Raw genomic sequence first — 16,284 nt, forward strand, 5'->3', positions numbered from 1 at the left:
GATGAAAAATAATGCAAATAGTTGCGTCGGGAAAGAAAAAAAATTATTTTTTTTCAAAATATCTGCAATAATCACGAATTCCGCAGGATTCGCATTTCGGACGACGTGCCGTACAAGTATATCTACCGTGCAATATCAACCAATGATGAGCGGTAGACAAAATTTCAGACGGTATATTTTTTACCAATTGTTTTTCTGTTTCCAAAGGCGTTGTGGCGTTGGTCACCAAACCTATCCGATCTGCTACCCGGAATACATGCGTATCTACAGGCATAGCCGGCCGGTGAAAAGCTACAGCTTCTATTACATTAGCCGTTTTTCTACCGACTCCCGGAAGTGTTTGTAATAATTCCATATCATCCGGTACCTTCCCATCAAAATCACTCACTAATTTCTTAGCCATCGCAGAGAGATGCTTGGCTTTATTATTGGGATAAGAAATCGATTTAATCAGTTCGTAGATTTCCCCAACCTCCGCTTTTGCCATAGCTTCTGCCGTTGGGAAACGCTCAAAAAGAGCAGGCGTGGTCATATTTACCCGTTTATCCGTACACTGAGCGGATAAAATTACGGCGACTAACAATTCAAAAGGATTCTGGTATTTTAATTCGCTTTCAGCAACCGGCATATTTTCACTAAACCAATTTATAAATCCCTCATATCTTTCTTTCGTTGTCATATTCTCATGTTTTATTAAAAGTCCGTATTTTACCTTTCACTCCGCCTTTACAGATGTTTTATTTTCTTTTCCCCCCCATTCGTTTCTTTTTCAGACGCCTTTCCGCCATCTTATTGGACACTTTTAAAGAAACTTTCACAAAAATAGAATTTATTACTCAATATTCTTGAAAAGAAATCCCTATTTTTGTCCGAAAAGAGTTCTAAAATAGAAAACGCTTATAAAGCCAGATTAAAAGATGAAAGGCAGACCTTTAAACTAAAAACGTTCGGAAAGTCATAAGCAAATTTTCAAAAAAAGACCGTTGGCTGGCGGAATGCTTTGGCAAACGCTTCGGTTCCATTTTACAAAACTCTTGAAAGATACAATTAATCATCAACGTTTATGGATAAATAAAAGGAAAGTGATGGGGGATTTTAAATCAAAATACAGTACGATAATCCAAGAAAAATTCGATACTCTTCAAAAGTCTTGCCGGAATTTATTATCAGAGGAAGATATCCGGTTGGTAGAAAAAGCATTCGAACTTGCTGCTCCTGTTCCACCAAAAGAAGTTCAGAAAGTTATGCCAGAATTTTCCCTATACGAGGAAGAAAAGGAAATTCTGAAAATTTTGGATATAGCTTTGATTATTACTACGGAAATCGGACTGGGGCGTACTTCTATCATTTGCGCGATGTTACATACAAAAGTCGCCAAAGGAGAACTTTCTATTTCCGAAGTAGAGGACATTTTCGGACCTAAAGTAGCTCAAATTGTCGAAGGTCTTAAAAATATCAATTCCATTTATACTCCTCAGAAGATTGTCAATTCCGAAAATTTCCGGAAATTATTATTGAGTTTTGCTCAAGATATACGGGTACAACTCATTTTTTTAGCGGAAAAGCTTTATGCTTTACGAGGTGCGGAGCATCTGACAGAAGCGGAACAAAAACAATTGGCCCGGGAGACAGACTATGTTTATATTCCTTTTGCTCATCGGCTGGGCTTGTATAACATTAAATCGGAAATGGAAGACAAAGCCCTGCGGTATTCCAATCCCGAAATTTATGCCGAGATCTCAAGGAAACTAACCGAATCCAAAACGGCCCGGGAAAAATATATTGCAGAATTCATTGCCCCTATTGTAGAAGAACTGAATAAGCGCAGTATTCGCTTTAAAGTAAAATACAGAACGAAAACAATCGCTTCTATTCTGAATAAAATGCGGAAAAATCAGGTCGAATTTGAAGAAATATACGACATCTTTGCCGTCCGTTTTATCATAGATAGCAGTGGGGAAAATGAGAAACCGGACTGTTGGAAAGTATATTCCATTGTCACAGATAAATATACCCCCAATCCACAGCGATTACGCGACTGGATTACCGTCCCTAAATCAAACGGCTACGAATCCCTGCAAACGACCGTTCTGGGACCGGGAAAACGTTGGGTGGAAGTGCAGATCCGTACAGAGCGAATGGATGAAATTGCCGAAAAAGGCTTTGCCGCTCATTGGAAATACAAAGGAGGTACTTCAGATTCGGCTATTGAAAACTGGCTCAATGAATTACGTGAAATACTCGAAAGCCCCGAAGAAAATGCAATCGAATTGTTGGATGATCTCAAATTGGACCTCCAGGATAAAGAGGTCCACGTATTCACGCCCAAAGGAGATTTAATCACCTTACCTGCCGGAGCCACCCTACTCGACTTTGCATACGCCATACATACGAATATCGGATGTAAATGCGTAGGAGGAAAAGTGAATCAACGGAATGAGACGCTCCGCTACCAATTGCGCAACGGAGATGAAATAACGATTCTGACATCTGCTAACCAACAACCGAAAGCCGACTGGCTGAATTTTACGGTCACCTCTAAAGCCCGGAATAAAATACGGCAATTTTTGAATGAAGAAGTCAATCACCAGGCAGATATTGGAAAAGAATTATTGACCAGAAGATTGAAAAACTGGAAAATTGAGTTTACAGACGAAATTATCCGTAAACTCATGCAACATTATAAATATAAATTCGCCTTAGATTTATACCAGGGAATCGCTATCGGTAAGCACGACCCTGCCGAAATCAAAGACATCCTTGTGCAAACAAAAGAAGACGAAAAAACAGCGACTCCTGCTCCCGTCAAAGATATACACATCAGTCATCCACATAAAGTTGCAGAAGATGTACTCATTATCGATAAAAATGTAGACAATGTAGACTACAAATTTGCCCGCTGTTGCAATCCTGTATTCGGAGACGAGATTATCGGATTCGTCTCTATAGGAGAAGGAATTAAAGTACACCGTAAACAATGCAAAAACGCACTGGATTTACAAAGACGTTATCCCTATCGAATTGTCCAGACACAATGGACCAATGCCGGAGTAACTTCCTACCAGACAGTTCTTAGCCTAATGGGAAAAGACGAAATCGGAGTCGTAAATAAAATTACAGAACTCATTTCAAAAGACCCGCGGGTGACAATGAGAGCTATTGCGATCAACTCCGCAGAAGGCATATTCGAAGGGAAAATTACTGTACTCATCGACAATACCGAACATTTAGCCCAGTTAATTACCCGTTTAAAACATTTGCCAGGTATACTAAAAGTGAATCGTCACGATTCGATGCTCGAACAATAAAACCGGAACCTCCGTTTCTCTTGCCGAGCGAAGTATATTATTTTTAAACTATAATTTTTGTAAAGAAAAGACAATTATTCTACCTTTGTCTCATTCGATTGATCTTAAAAATAAATGATGAATCTTTATTGTAAAATTTTTACTGGAATCTTGGGTTGTTGCATAGGGGTAAAAACAAATTATGGAATTCCTCCAGAAAAAACAGACCTCAGTTCTCTCTATACTTTTAGCTGGATGGACTGTTCTTCCTCTCTGTCCGGGCAACAAGTTTCTGCGGATACGAATGCATTACCGGATTGGGTATTCGCTTCTCAAAAAGATTATTCTGTTGGAATATCGGATCCCATTTCCGATAGAGAAAAAGCACGGGAACAAGCTATTGTACGGGCTATTTGTTCATGGGGACTGGCCAGTGGGGAAAAGACGAGTAGTGTCCTTCAGGAAAGCATGGAGAATAATACGAATATCATGCAAGGAAGCTGGAGACTAATAATAAAGTCTTTCGATTATAAGTTACTCCGGGAATTTGAATACAAAACAGGTGAAATTTGTGTCGCTATCCAAGTACAGAAGACAGAAGACGGAAATAAAAGAATGCTGGTAGAAAATTACTGGTCGCAGAAAATCAGTGAAAATACTGAAAAAATAGAAGAACATCTCAATATTGCCGTTTCCGGATTTAAAAAATTGGAAGTTATTCAGTTCAAATTAGAAAGTGAAGGAGGAAAAACCACCATGCACTCCAGTATAGACGGACAAAAAGTAGTCTTTACCCCTCCTTTTTCCTATCCGGAAATGCCTCTCTCTTCCGAACGAACCATAGACCTTGAAAATATTGCATTTACTCCTGAAGTCCGATACAATATTTCCCGTTTATCCGACTATCCGTTGAGTTTCAGCTGGCTAAAAACGGCTCTTATAGAAGCCCCTATAGAACCCATGAACAGTCAAACCGAAAGCAACCAGCAATTTGATAGAGAAGGAAATGAAATCTCTGTTACCAGTCACCATCAAGCGGATTTTCACATACCTTATATCATAACAGCTGCTTGCATAAAAGACAATCAACTGATTATAAAATGGGAAATAAACGAAGAATTAAATGAAGAGCTAAAAAAACAAGCAGAAAACCTGTATCAATAGTATACTGTGCAGATTTAAAAATATCGTATTCAATAATTAATTATCTATCTTTAACAACTTGCATTTATGGAAGAATTTTTCAGTTCCACCTCTCACATTTCAATGGATGTTTTTTTAAGCAAAATCATTGATTTGGCAACCTCTTTAGGTTCCCGTATATTAACAGCCATTGTTGTCTTTTTGATTGGACGCTGGATTGTCAAAAAATTAAATCGGATTGTCCTATCCATTATGGAGAAGAAGCAGGTAGAAGCCTCTCTTTTTTCTTTTACCAAAAGCCTGGTCAGCATTACGCTGAATTTCATCCTTATTATTGTTATCATTGGTGTACTGGGTATAGAAACCAGTTCTTTTATAGCCTTATTTGCATCTGCAGGTGTCGCTATCGGCATGGCCTTGAGCGGAACCTTACAGAATTTTGCCGGAGGAATTATGATTCTCATTTTTAAACCCTTTAAAGTAGGCGATGTGTTAGAGGCCCAAGGACAAACCGGAACAGTAAAAGAAATTCAAATCTTCAATACGATTATTTCTACCCCGGACAATAAAATCATCATCATTCCCAACGGTGGCTTATCCACCGGTATTATGAAAAATTATTCAAAAGAGCCAACCCGCCGGGTAGATTGGGAATTCGGTATCGCTTACGGAGACAGCTACGAAAAAGCCAAAGCCGTTATCGAAAGACTCCTAAAAGCGGACTCCCGTATCTTGTCTTCTCCGACTTATTTTATTGCTCTGAATTCTCTGGGAGAAAGCTCTGTCAATATTGTTGTCCGGGCTTGGGTAAATGCTGAAGACTACTGGAATGTTTTTTTCAGTATGAATGAAAAAGTATATAAAACTTTCGCCGAAGAAAATCTCAATATTCCTTTCCCGCAATTGGATGTTCACCTTAAAACATCCGAAAAGAATTAGGCTTAGACCTTTCTTCCGGCCTCAGAAACAGAAAACTTCTGGAAGCCGGCTAAGGGATTGTTTAAGGGGAAAAACCTTTTTACTCGCTGATCAATGCATTGAAAGTTCTGATAACCCATAGAAAGCAGTCGGAATCTTTCACGCATTGATCAGCGAAATTTTTATGGGTTCCCGGTAAAACAGTTGCCTTCTCTTCCTTATTCCCAAGTTCTTCTTGTTTGAAAAACATCCTTTTTCCCTTAAAATCAAAACCAATTAGTTGTATTATCGTTGAAATTGATATAATCGATAAAATAATAATACAATGGAAACAGTGGAAAACTACAGAGGAACTTACAAGTATTGGTGGATAATGCTGATTATCGGTATTTTATCCATCCTTTGCGGAATATGGGTATTTCGGAATCCCGTAGAATCTTATTTTGCTTTAGCCGTTTATTTTTGCATTATGTTCATCCTTTTCGGTATCGGGGAAATCGTAAATGCGTTCTCCAACCAAAGGGTCAGGAATTGGGGCTGGGGACTGGCTATCGGGATTTTAGATCTTATTATCGGATTTATATTACTTGCCAATTTAGAATGGGCAATCGATATTTTACCTTTTGCCGTAGGATTTATATTGATGTTTTTGGGAATAGACTTTATTGGTTGGTCCACTCAAATGCAAACTTTCCGTATTCCGAATTGGGGATGGGTATTGGCCGGAGGTATTCTGACTTTGATATTTTCTTTCCTGATTATCTTCCATCCGCTCTTCGGCGTATTTAATATTATCATCTGGACGGGACTTGCCTTTATTTTCGGCGGAATCTCTGCCGTTATGTTTTCTTTTGCTCTACGCAAATAACCGAAGGAAATATTTCTTTGCGATACAGCTCCATACCTAGTATAAAGCTGTATCGTATTAATTCACCAGGAAATGTCCCATAAAAGCAATGAAAAAACCAATGCCGATAGCTGTAAGCAACATCGGGAATATACATTTTTTATATCCTTTTCCCTGAGCGATAACCAAAGGTAATACCAACACCAAAGTGACTACAGGACCTGTAAACCATTCATTTATTCCCGGCAATTTTATATGGTACACGACATAGGGCATGAGGAAATAAAATAAAAAAACAGAAAAAAGCATATATCTATCTGCTCTCCTTTTCAGCAAAGGTACAATCCCCACAAAAGCGGCTACTAACCCAATCAATATAACCAATAAACAAGCTTTCATCTTTTTATTTTTTACGATATCAGTCTGATAACCGGAATCTTCGAATATTTTGATACAATCTATTTTACCGAACGATCTGTCCTCCAAATAATATTTCCTTGTAAGGTATCCAAAACAACGTCTCCCTTGGGAAAAATTCCGAATACACCCGCCCCGCTGCCAGTCATAGAAGCATATAAAGCACCTCTATTATACAATTCCTCTTTTACCTTTCGGATAGCGGGATACTTAGCAAAAACAGTGGTCTCAAAATCATTTTTCACCTGTTTTCTCCACGCAGTAAGGGGTAGTAAATTCAATTCCCGTAAATTGAATACCGCTTTTGCAGGACTAATTCCGGCATAAGCTTCTGCCGTAGATACCTTACAATCCGGTTTTACAATTACAATTTCATATTCGTCCAATTCAAGAGCCATATCTTCCAAAACATCTCCCTTACCTGAAGCAAAAGCAGGACGATTCCGGATAAAAAACGCACAATCGCTCCCCAAACGGGAAGCATAATTCTCCAGTCCTTTTTCTGAAATCCGGAGTTCAAAATATTCGTTTAATGCTTTCAATGTGTAAGCAGCATCCGAAGATCCGCCTCCTAAACCCGCTCCAAAGGGAATCGTTTTAAACAAATTAATCCGTACTGCCGGTAAATCGTATGCGGAAGCCAATAATTTATAAGCCCGGACCACTAAATTCTTATCTTCCGGACAATCAATTGCTATTCCTGTATTCTCAAAATAACAAACCCTTTTAGGTCCTTCTTCCCGGTTAAGCTCTAAAACATCCCTCAAGCCAACCGGATAAAAAACAGTTTCCAGATTATGATATCCATCCGTACGTCTCTCCGTTACCGATAATCCGATATTAATTTTTGCATTTGGATAAATTCTCATATTTTATAATCTCTCTTCTTATTTCTTTACTATATTTGTAGCAGAAACCAAGCAAAGGTATAAAATTTTAAATCTTTATAATATTCCTTTCGAATTTATTCCTAGGGAGGGCAAAACATTTAGAATTCTCTTTACGTTACATCATGAAATAATATTCCAAACCTATGAAAAAAGTATTGATCCCTTTTATTTTGCTGCTTACGTTCAGTATAGGAACAAAAGCACAAACCGTAGAGCCCCTTACCAATGATCAGTTCAAAGAAAAAATCTGGAATTACGATACAGATAAGGAGTGGAAATACTTAGGAGATAAACCAGCTATTATTGATCTGTATGCCACTTGGTGCGGCCCCTGCAAACGCTTGGCCCCGATCTTGGAAGAAATCCAAAAAGAATACGGTAGTAAAATACAGATTTACAAGGTAGATACAGACAAAGAAAAACAATTAAGTAATTTGTTTAATGTTTCCAGTATTCCCCTGATGGTTTTCATTCCGAAAAAAGGAGAGCCTTTTCTGGTAACGGGATTACGCCCGAAAGAACAATTGGTAGAAATCATCAATGAAAAACTTATGGGGCAATGAAAACAGAATCATAAAGTTTAAAAAATTCAGAATTTGAATTTTTTAAACTTTATGTCCCTTTTTATGCTAGCAGAATTACTCAATATTTTTATTGCGACAGAAAATATTTAGAAATTTAAATATACATTTGTCCAGATAAAATGAGCTTATGCTAGAAACATTACAACAAACTGACGAACAACTTCTTTTATTTCTAAACGGATTCCATACGCCCTTTTGGGACAGTTTTATGTGGACTTTTACAGCGAAACTGACATGGATTCCGATGTATGCCGCGATCTTATACGTTTTATTAAAAAACTTCCGTCCTTCGATAAGTATTGTGACAGTGATCGCAATTGCTCTGACGATTACTTATGCAGATCAGGTCTGCGCTACCCTTATTCGTCCATTGGTAGAAAGAATGCGCCCTTCGAATCCGAATAATCCGATTTCGGAATTCGTGCATATTGTAAACGGCAAACGGGGAGGACGCTATGGTTTTCCCTCCTGTCATGCCGCCAATTCTTTCGCATTGGCCTTTTTCCTTATGTTCCTTTTCAAAAATAGATTCTTAACTCTTTTCATCTTGTTCTGGGCTGCCTTGAATTCCTATTCCCGGATCTATATCGGGGTACACTATCCGGGAGATTTAGCGATGGGTATGCTGGTAGGATTCAGCGGAGCCCTTCTCCTGTATGCCTTATTCCGTTATTGTCTTCGTGTTCCTAAAATTGCCGGTTTCTTAAAATACGACATACCGGAAAAATTATTTATCGAACACCAACGTAAAATTCCCCATATACAATGGATTATTTATATCGGACTGCTGACAATGGCCTTTATAGTTTTCCATTCTCTCTTTTATTCTTAAACAAAACAAGTTTTCTCAGGAAGGAAGTTCCGCCCCTCCGCCCCAGAGGTTGCCCATCAGCAATGCATAGACCAGGAAAGCGGGTCTCCTTTTTATCCTTTATTTAAACCCGATCTTTTTCTTTTCATTCATCAGGACCCGGATCAAATCTTCAGTAAACATGTTGACATCCGATTTCACTACTGAAATTTTATTTCCCGTCTTATTTTTCAATTTCCCGTTTTTAGCCAAACGTTGCATACTGTTGCGGATAATTAATTCTGCAACAATTCTCATCAGGCGGGCACTGTTTTGCGAACGTTCCGGATTTGCTGTTAAGCGGGAGGTAAATTCCTGCATATGCTGTCGGGCAGAAGGATTCATCACCAAATGTTCATCTTCCAATTTCCGTTTCAGTATCCGCATTAATTCTTCTGTTGTATAATCTTCAAACACTAAAACATTAATCAGGTCCGTTACCTTTTCCACATCCCCCGGGGAATTTTGCAAGACAGATTGCCGACTGGCATATATCACCATACAAGAACCCGGTCGTACTGCCAACTGATTCGCTAAAAGAGCTCTTATCCTTTCCTGTATCCCTGCTATCTCTGTCAGTTTTTCCGAATCTTCATCAAATAGTAATATCCCTCCATTCGCTTTTTTCAAAGCCTCTCCCAGTAACAATTGTGCCTCTTCTTCTGTGCACCCTAACAATTTATCAGCCTTGAAATCAGAAACAACCTCTTTCTCGACCAATCCCATTGCTTTATACAAACGAGCAATTATCCGGGCCATCGCTCGTTTTCCCATTCCGGAATTCCCTGTAAAACACCATTGCAGAGACATTTTAGTACTCAATTTTATCCCCTGCTCACTATAATGACGGGCCAGGTCCACAAAATCATGAATCTGCTTTTTAATCTTTTCCTGTCCCACCATCTGATCCAAATCCTTCAAGGCCAAATCAATCCCTGCATCGTCGAACTTATCTTTCGCGAATTCCGGAATTTCCAAAGAACTGACAGGGACATCCACCGCCATCACTGTCGTCAGTTCCTTACGGGTTAACTCCCGTTCCCGACGAACCTGCATCAGCCGGTCCGACATTTTATGAATAGTCGTATTTACCAATTTTTCCATCCATAAAGCATTTCCAAAATGTTTCTCCCGCACCTCGAAGGCCTGGTCTATCAATTTTTCAAAAGCTTCTTTCGCTTTAGGATGTAGTGTATATTTCTTCTCTTTCAATTTACGATCAATGATAGCGAGCAACTCCTCCCGTGTATAATCCCTAAAAGTAAAACGATAGGGAAAATAATCCTTTAATGCCGGATTTATCTGAAAAATCTTATCTACCTCTTCTGGATAATCAGCTAAAATAACAATAGTCCCCGCATGTATTTCAGGAGACAAAAACGATAAAATAGTTTCGAAATAAGCCGCTCCCGCAGCATTTTCCAAAAAAGAAGCAGCATTCTCCAAATAAAGTATTCCCCCTTCAGCCGCATTCATCAAAGCTAAAACGACTTGCTCAGGAGGTATATTCCCATTCCCCCTTAGATTTTTGGCATGCTGGACTACAACTGTCGGACGACTCAAAATACCAGCAGAATAATATATTTCTCCCAGCATTTTAGCGACCGTCAATTTACCGGTTCCGGGATTTCCGCTAAATACCATATGTAAAGGCGGCAACTCCTCTCCATATCCCTGTTTTCGTCTTTCCTGGAGAAAATACACATAATTCAAATGTTGTAAAATGCTTTTTTTCAAGGGGGAAGCTCCTACCATATCACTCAGTCTTTCAAAAGAATCCAGAGGAGATCCCTCTCTTTCCGGGCTAATATCATCTTCCCGCACTAAAACCATTTCCGCTTTATCCAATTTCCGCTTTCCACCACTCATCAAACGCTTCGCCATATTCTGGATCATGCTCTCTATCCGCTCATCTATAAACGACTCCTCTGTAAAATCGGATCCTTCTGCCAATTGTCTTTTTAATCCTTTATAAAATTTATCGGCTGCTGCCGGACTAAAACGATACTGACGTTTTTCTAATTTCTGTCGGGCAATCTCCATCCATTCTTCCGGAGAATATTCCTCAAAACAAAGTTGTCTCGGAAAACATTTTTCTATTTCAGGGAATTCTGCCCTCATTGCCGGAAAAACATCCTCCCTATCTGATAAAATAATAACTACCTCCGGCTTTTCATGCTGAATAATATTTAATAACAACTGAAGGACAATACGTCCGCGATCCTGAGGGTTGGCTTCATCGTATAGATCCCCGGCCCGATCCACAAACAAAATTCCACCTTCACTTTCTTTCAGAGCTTTCCGTACCAATTGTTCTTCTACGGCATACCCTTCCTGCACAAAACTCTCCCGCTCGTAACGATTTACCTTTCCATGGGACAAAATTCCCAAAGAACAGAATAGCTCTCCTATAATCTCTGCTACCGTATTTTTACCCGCTGAAGGATGACCGGTGAATAACAGATGCAACAGAGGGAGATCGTCACAAAATCCGCTTTCCCGCCTGATCCGTATAAAATCCGCATATTCGCAAATACGGGTAATCTCTTCCTTCACTTTTCTCAAACCGGTCAAACGATATAATCGGTCCAACACCTCCCCCTCCTTCCTCTTTTCCTCTCCGGAAAACGAACGGGCAGACACAGCCGTATCCCTGGATACCAACTCCCGATGATAAGTATAAGGGATCTCCTTATCACCCAGCTCAAATCTCAAACTTACGACAGACTTTCCGAAACAGAATACCTGTAGTGTATATTCACCTTTCTGCCAAAAATGTTCCCTCTTTTCTCCCAAATTAACGGAAAAACACAAAAACAATTTTCCATCTTCCCCCTGAATAAATTGCTTCCCTTTTAGTACTCGCCTCGTTTTCACCCAACCGTCCGAACCGACAAGCTGAATCACAAATTCGTAAACCCACTCCCGGCTCAATTGATTCTCTGCCAAAAAATAAAAACAGACGTCCTCTAAACAACGAATATCCAATGACGAAAAAGAATGATTTCTCTGTCTGGCTTCCTCTTCCGTTTCCCGACAACATTTGTCGATACCGATTTGCAACGGCCGGAAATAAAAATCAAGTTCACCGTTCCCTTCCATAATAGAAACAGGTTCCGATTGTATACTCTGCTCCTTCCATTGGGCTACCACTCCGTATATACCTACCGGAAATTTCTCATAGCCCCCTTGTATTGCCTGAAACTCCACACTACACATAGGAGAGGTAGCCAATTTCCAATTACCAACTTGGGCACCTAAACCTAACGCTCCTTTTTCTTCTATCCGAAATAATGTAAACTTTATTTCCCCTTCACTTTCCGGCCTGCCGTTTCCCTCCCAGGCCCCTTCCAGATCCACATATAAAGTTGTAAGGCCTTCTTGTACAAAGACAGTACGGTAATCTTTCCTGCCGTATTCATCAACCTCCGCACGACTACTTATCTTCAACGACTTCAAAACAAAATCATTTTCGCCAGTCGTTTCTTTCCTCTTTACATCTTTGTCATTCATACACCTTTATTTTTATCGGATCCTTTACTTATTTTCGTTGTCCCTAATACAGCAACCGGCGCTATTTTCTCCACCACAAAATCTCAGTTATCCCCTCTAAAGCGTCTGGATAGAAATTTTCCTGTACTTAGAAAGCTTTCTGGCGAATTTAATGATATTTTTTTTCATTCTGTTCTTTCTTTCTAAAAACAAGCAAAATTGATTTCTTTTAAGAAATATCATATTTTCTGCTGAAAAATTTATCTTCAGAAAGGGACCTCACCCTCTCTGCAAAAAAGGAGCAAGAGTTTAATTTTAAGTACTGCCTTCAAAGACAAGGCTTATAATATACTTCTTCCTTTATCACTTGAATATGTTCGGCCAGCTCTCTTCGATCCGGATAATCCCTATTACTCATCAACCATAAAGGATAGCTCTTTTCCGGATTGTCGTAAGCCGGCTGTCTGTATTGTTTTTCTACAATCTCGTAGCCATTCCGGCGATAATAATTTATTCTTCGGGTGGTGATCTCATCAACGGCCGGCTCCACTTCCAGTAAATGTTCACCAGACAAATGTTCCCGAATATAATCCAATACTTTCTGACCGATTTTCTGATTACGCATTTCCGGACATACAGCCAAATGTTCCAGATAATAAAAATCTGCCAGTTTCCAATAGACAAACAAACCTGCCAGTTTTCCCCCTTCTTCTATTACATGAAAAAACATAGAAGACTGCCCGGCAATTAATCGCTTCAATTGATTCACCTCTCTCCTTTCTGAAGCAGGAAAAGCCTGCTGATATAAAACAATCACTTCCGGCAACTGCGGATCTTCCATTCGAGTTATTCTTCTGAGTTCCATTTTTATTTACATTCGTTGTAATATTCACAAAAATAGTACAAAATCCTCTATACCAAAAGGAGTTTCAACTTCTGCTTCCGGCAATTCGTATAATTATCAGATTTTCTTTCTATAATTTGGATATTTAAAAAAAACATTCTATATTTGCACCGTCAAACAGAGAAAGTAGTTTGAATAGATTGCGGGGTGGAGCAGTGGTAGCTCGTTGGGCTCATAACCCAAAGGTCGTCGGTTCGAATCTGGCCCCCGCTACTGTAAACGAATCGGTAAAACCGATTCGTTTTTTATTTCTTCTCAAAAATATTCCGCCTAATTGTAACGTTCCAGAAAAGCCCGGACTTTTTCCGTATAAGCTTTAGGGTTCTCTTTATAAGAGACAGCATGTGCAGCGCCCGGTACAATCCACAATTGTTTGGGTTCCGGTTTCGCCTTATATAAATCGTAAACCATTTCAGTAAGGACATAAGCATCCTGGTCTCCGTGTATAAACAACATCGGCAACTGACATTTCTCTACTTGTCGTATAGCGGAGGCTTCCTGAAAATTCCATCCGTATTTCCAATCGCAAAACCAGCTCGCCGTATAAAGCAAAGGAAAGGCCGGTAAGCCGAATTGTTCTTTCAATTCTTTAGAAAATTGTTCCCATACACTTGTATATCCACAGTCTTCAACAAAACACTTTACGCATGCGGGTAAAACTTCCCCCGACAACATCATGGTAGTAGCAGCCCCCATGGAAATTCCATGTACGACCATATGAGTATGCCCTCCGAATATCTGATCGGCCACATTTATCCACTCCATTACGTCCAAGCGATCTTTCCATCCCATTTGTATTGCCTTCCCTTCGCTTCGCCCATGATATTGCAAATCCGGTAATAAAACATTATATCCCAGCTCCCGCTCATACATATAACCGATCATGAACATCCGGACAGCATTATCTGTATACCCGTGCACAACAACTGCCGTACGGGAGGTCGGAGCCCCCGCAGCGATATAATAAGCATGCAACCGCATCCCTTCCCGGTTGACGATAAAGGTATCTCTCAGGGCAGAAATCCCCCTCAGACTGTCTACCCATTTTTCCAGGAAAGGATAATCAGCTACCATTTTTTGATACGAACGGTCTTCATCGTTCTGCCCTTTATCCGGCGTCAAAGAATAACTCAGCATATAAAAACTACCCCCCGCAATTCCGATAAGGCACAAAATCAATAGAATACCAAATCCCCTAAACAGCTTATTTTTCATAGTATTTTTCGTATAATACACCTCCTTTTATCTCTACAAAGATAAAATTTAACTACTTATTCCGATGCATTCTACCGCCTAAATTCAATATAAACGAAACAGGAATCTGCATTCCAGGAAAAACCATACCCTTCTATTTTCACCGAAGCTAGGGATAAATTGACGCAGGGTTAAAAGGGGCTTTTACCCGAAATAGTTTTCTATTCACTCTATAAAATAAAAATGTTCCCTGTTCTCTTAAAATAGTAAGGGACAGGGAACACTTCCGGTTTAAACCTGTATTTAACCGATTCTTTTAACATTCATAAATTTCTGCTACATAACCGGCATCCGTAAATATGGACTCGATGACAGCTATATCTCCTTCTTCATCCATTACTACTGTCAGAATACGATCCGGATCTTCCAAATCCAATGACCATGCTTCAATTACGTCCAAGTCGTTCAATTGCGATTTTACTTTGTCTACGCAATCCGAGCATTTCATATTCGTCTTATATTTTACAGTCTTTGTTTTTGCTTTCCCCTCCTTTTTCCCTCCGGAATGTTTTCCTTCCTGTTTGCTCGTATGTGTCTCCTGCTTTCCGCCCGTTTTCATATCTCCTTGCTGTTTATCTTCATTCTCCATCTTCTCTTTCCGGCCTTCTCCCTGCTTTCTGTTTTCACTTTCAGCAGTATGTTTATCCGTTGTAGACCTATTCGTGCTTCCTGTTTCCTTTGAAGTACTGTTACCGGTATTTTCCATGTTTTTGTTTTCCTTGTTCATGATATTTTAATTTTAAGGTTATATATCATACGAACGAACTTTCTACAAAAATGTTACCTAATAAATTGAAAATTAATACAATATAATCCACCTTAACGGAATTTATTGCCCATGATACGACTCACAAAAGGATAAGCAATAAAGGGGGTACTTTCCCCTCTAACGAACAGGTTTGTGATTCCGGGTAGAAGCACAATAAACAAAAATTTTTCCTACCGCTGATCAGCAAAGCATTTGTTTATTTTCGACCCGAAATTCCAATCCGACAGAAAGTATTATTTAGAGCATTATTTTTTTTCTCCGAATGCCAAATCCCCGGCATCCCCAATCCCCGGGTCAATATAAAATTTTTCAGTCAAAGCCTCATCTAAAGCTGCCGTCCAAACTGTCACGGGTTCCCCCGCCAATTCCTTTTCGACGTAGGCAACTCCCTGTTTACTGGCAATCACAGCAGCAATGTGAGTATGTTCCGGACAGCATCCCTGCGCCAACAATTCCCGATATGCAATAACCAGTGAAGAACCTGTAGCCAACATGGGATCAACCAATAAAAGTTGCTTCCCTCTTAAATCCGGTGTATAAATCGAATCAAAACGCACTTCCACTTGGCCGTCAACACAACTAGTACGCCGGGCAGAAATAAAAGCATTTCCCGCATCATCAAAATAATTCAAAAACCCCTGATGAAAAGGCAAACCGGCACGCAGGACAGTGGCAATAACAACCGATTTAGCCGGAACCATTACTTCGGCCGGGTTTATCGGAGTTTGTACACAACACTTCGTATAAGTAAAAGTCTTGCTGATTTCATAAGCCATTATTTCCCCTACCCTTTCCATATTCCGCCGGAAACGCATCCGGTCCTTTTGTTTTTCACGATCCCGGATTTCGGCTAAAAAACGATTACATATAGAATGCTGAGCACTGATAATATGGACCATAACAACTCTCTGTTTATAAAATATTTTCTG

Annotated in this window: 14 protein-coding genes and 1 tRNA gene; 7 read left to right on the plus strand and 8 right to left on the minus strand. The window is 39.6% G+C overall.

The features are described 5' to 3' along the window. Positions 1–43 precede the first annotated feature (43 nt). Complete coding sequence (gene nth, locus HMPREF9449_RS05110; protein ID WP_009136174.1) at positions 44–679, minus strand: endonuclease III; 636 nt, start codon at positions 677–679, stop codon at positions 44–46. Positions 680–1,034: 355 nt separating this feature from the next. Between nth and HMPREF9449_RS05115 the strand changes: the two genes are divergently transcribed. The 4 genes from HMPREF9449_RS05115 (at position 1,035) to HMPREF9449_RS05130 (ending at position 6,216) form a co-directional block, all read left to right on the plus strand. Continuing rightward, the gene (locus HMPREF9449_RS05115) at positions 1,035–3,308 is read left to right on the plus strand and encodes a RelA/SpoT family protein (RefSeq protein ID WP_232211407.1); all 2,274 of its coding nucleotides are present in this window, start codon (positions 1,035–1,037) and stop codon (positions 3,306–3,308) included. Between the two features lie 114 nt (positions 3,309–3,422). Continuing rightward, complete coding sequence (locus HMPREF9449_RS05120) at positions 3,423–4,451, plus strand: hypothetical protein (protein ID WP_040611223.1); 1,029 nt, start codon at positions 3,423–3,425, stop codon at positions 4,449–4,451. Positions 4,452–4,517: 66 nt separating this feature from the next. Continuing rightward, a complete protein-coding gene (locus tag HMPREF9449_RS05125; RefSeq protein WP_009136177.1) occupies positions 4,518–5,369 on the plus strand; it encodes a mechanosensitive ion channel family protein in 852 nt (283 codons plus the stop codon). 304 nt (positions 5,370–5,673) lie between these two features. Continuing rightward, positions 5,674–6,216, plus strand: coding sequence for an HdeD family acid-resistance protein (locus HMPREF9449_RS05130; protein ID WP_009136179.1), 543 nt, complete (start codon positions 5,674–5,676; stop codon positions 6,214–6,216). Between the two features lie 57 nt (positions 6,217–6,273). On the opposite strand, the gene HMPREF9449_RS05135 is transcribed toward HMPREF9449_RS05130, so the two are convergent. Then, positions 6,274–6,594: a hypothetical protein gene (locus HMPREF9449_RS05135; protein ID WP_009136180.1), complete on the minus strand. Its 321-nt coding sequence runs from the start codon at positions 6,592–6,594 to the stop codon at positions 6,274–6,276. 59 nt (positions 6,595–6,653) lie between these two features. Continuing rightward, positions 6,654–7,481, minus strand: coding sequence for a 4-(cytidine 5'-diphospho)-2-C-methyl-D-erythritol kinase (gene ispE / locus HMPREF9449_RS05140; protein ID WP_009136181.1), 828 nt, complete (start codon positions 7,479–7,481; stop codon positions 6,654–6,656). Positions 7,482–7,645: 164 nt separating this feature from the next. On the opposite strand from ispE, the gene HMPREF9449_RS05145 reads away from it, so the two are divergent. Together HMPREF9449_RS05145 and HMPREF9449_RS05150 are read left to right on the plus strand one after the other, a co-directional pair. Beyond that, positions 7,646–8,065: a thioredoxin family protein gene (locus HMPREF9449_RS05145; protein WP_009136182.1), complete on the plus strand. Its 420-nt coding sequence runs from the start codon at positions 7,646–7,648 to the stop codon at positions 8,063–8,065. Positions 8,066–8,213: 148 nt separating this feature from the next. Continuing rightward, entirely contained in the window at positions 8,214–8,918 is a 705-nt protein-coding gene (locus tag HMPREF9449_RS05150) for a phosphatase PAP2 family protein (RefSeq protein WP_009136183.1), read from the plus strand. A 99-nt stretch (positions 8,919–9,017) separates the two neighbouring features. On the opposite strand, the gene HMPREF9449_RS05155 is transcribed toward HMPREF9449_RS05150, so the two are convergent. Beyond that, positions 9,018–12,449 carry a hypothetical protein gene (locus tag HMPREF9449_RS05155; protein WP_009136184.1) on the minus strand — a complete coding sequence of 1,144 codons (3,432 nt, stop codon included), beginning with the start codon at positions 12,447–12,449 and terminating at the stop codon, positions 9,018–9,020. Between the two features lie 307 nt (positions 12,450–12,756). Then, positions 12,757–13,293 (minus strand): GNAT family N-acetyltransferase, encoded by a 537-nt coding sequence (locus HMPREF9449_RS05160; RefSeq protein WP_009136185.1) that lies wholly within the window; start codon positions 13,291–13,293, stop codon positions 12,757–12,759. 180 nt (positions 13,294–13,473) lie between these two features. Here HMPREF9449_RS05160 and HMPREF9449_RS05165 point away from each other — a divergent pair. After that, a tRNA-Met gene (locus tag HMPREF9449_RS05165) sits at positions 13,474–13,545 on the plus strand. Positions 13,546–13,602: 57 nt separating this feature from the next. Here HMPREF9449_RS05165 and HMPREF9449_RS05170 read toward each other — a convergent pair. From HMPREF9449_RS05170 to upp, 3 genes are all read right to left on the minus strand, one after another. After that, on the minus strand, positions 13,603–14,547 hold the full coding sequence (locus tag HMPREF9449_RS05170; RefSeq protein WP_040611224.1) for an alpha/beta hydrolase: 945 nt from the start codon (positions 14,545–14,547) through the stop codon (positions 13,603–13,605). Between the two features lie 295 nt (positions 14,548–14,842). Further along, complete coding sequence (locus tag HMPREF9449_RS16400) at positions 14,843–15,313, minus strand: heavy-metal-associated domain-containing protein (RefSeq protein WP_009136187.1); 471 nt, start codon at positions 15,311–15,313, stop codon at positions 14,843–14,845. A gap of 287 nt (positions 15,314–15,600) precedes the next feature. Next, entirely contained in the window at positions 15,601–16,254 is a 654-nt protein-coding gene (gene upp / locus HMPREF9449_RS05180; protein WP_009136188.1) for a uracil phosphoribosyltransferase, read from the minus strand. Positions 16,255–16,284: the final 30 nt, after the last annotated feature.

Source organism: Odoribacter laneus YIT 12061, from assembly GCF_000243215.1.
GTDB lineage: Bacteria > Bacteroidota > Bacteroidia > Bacteroidales > Marinifilaceae > Culturomica > Culturomica lanea.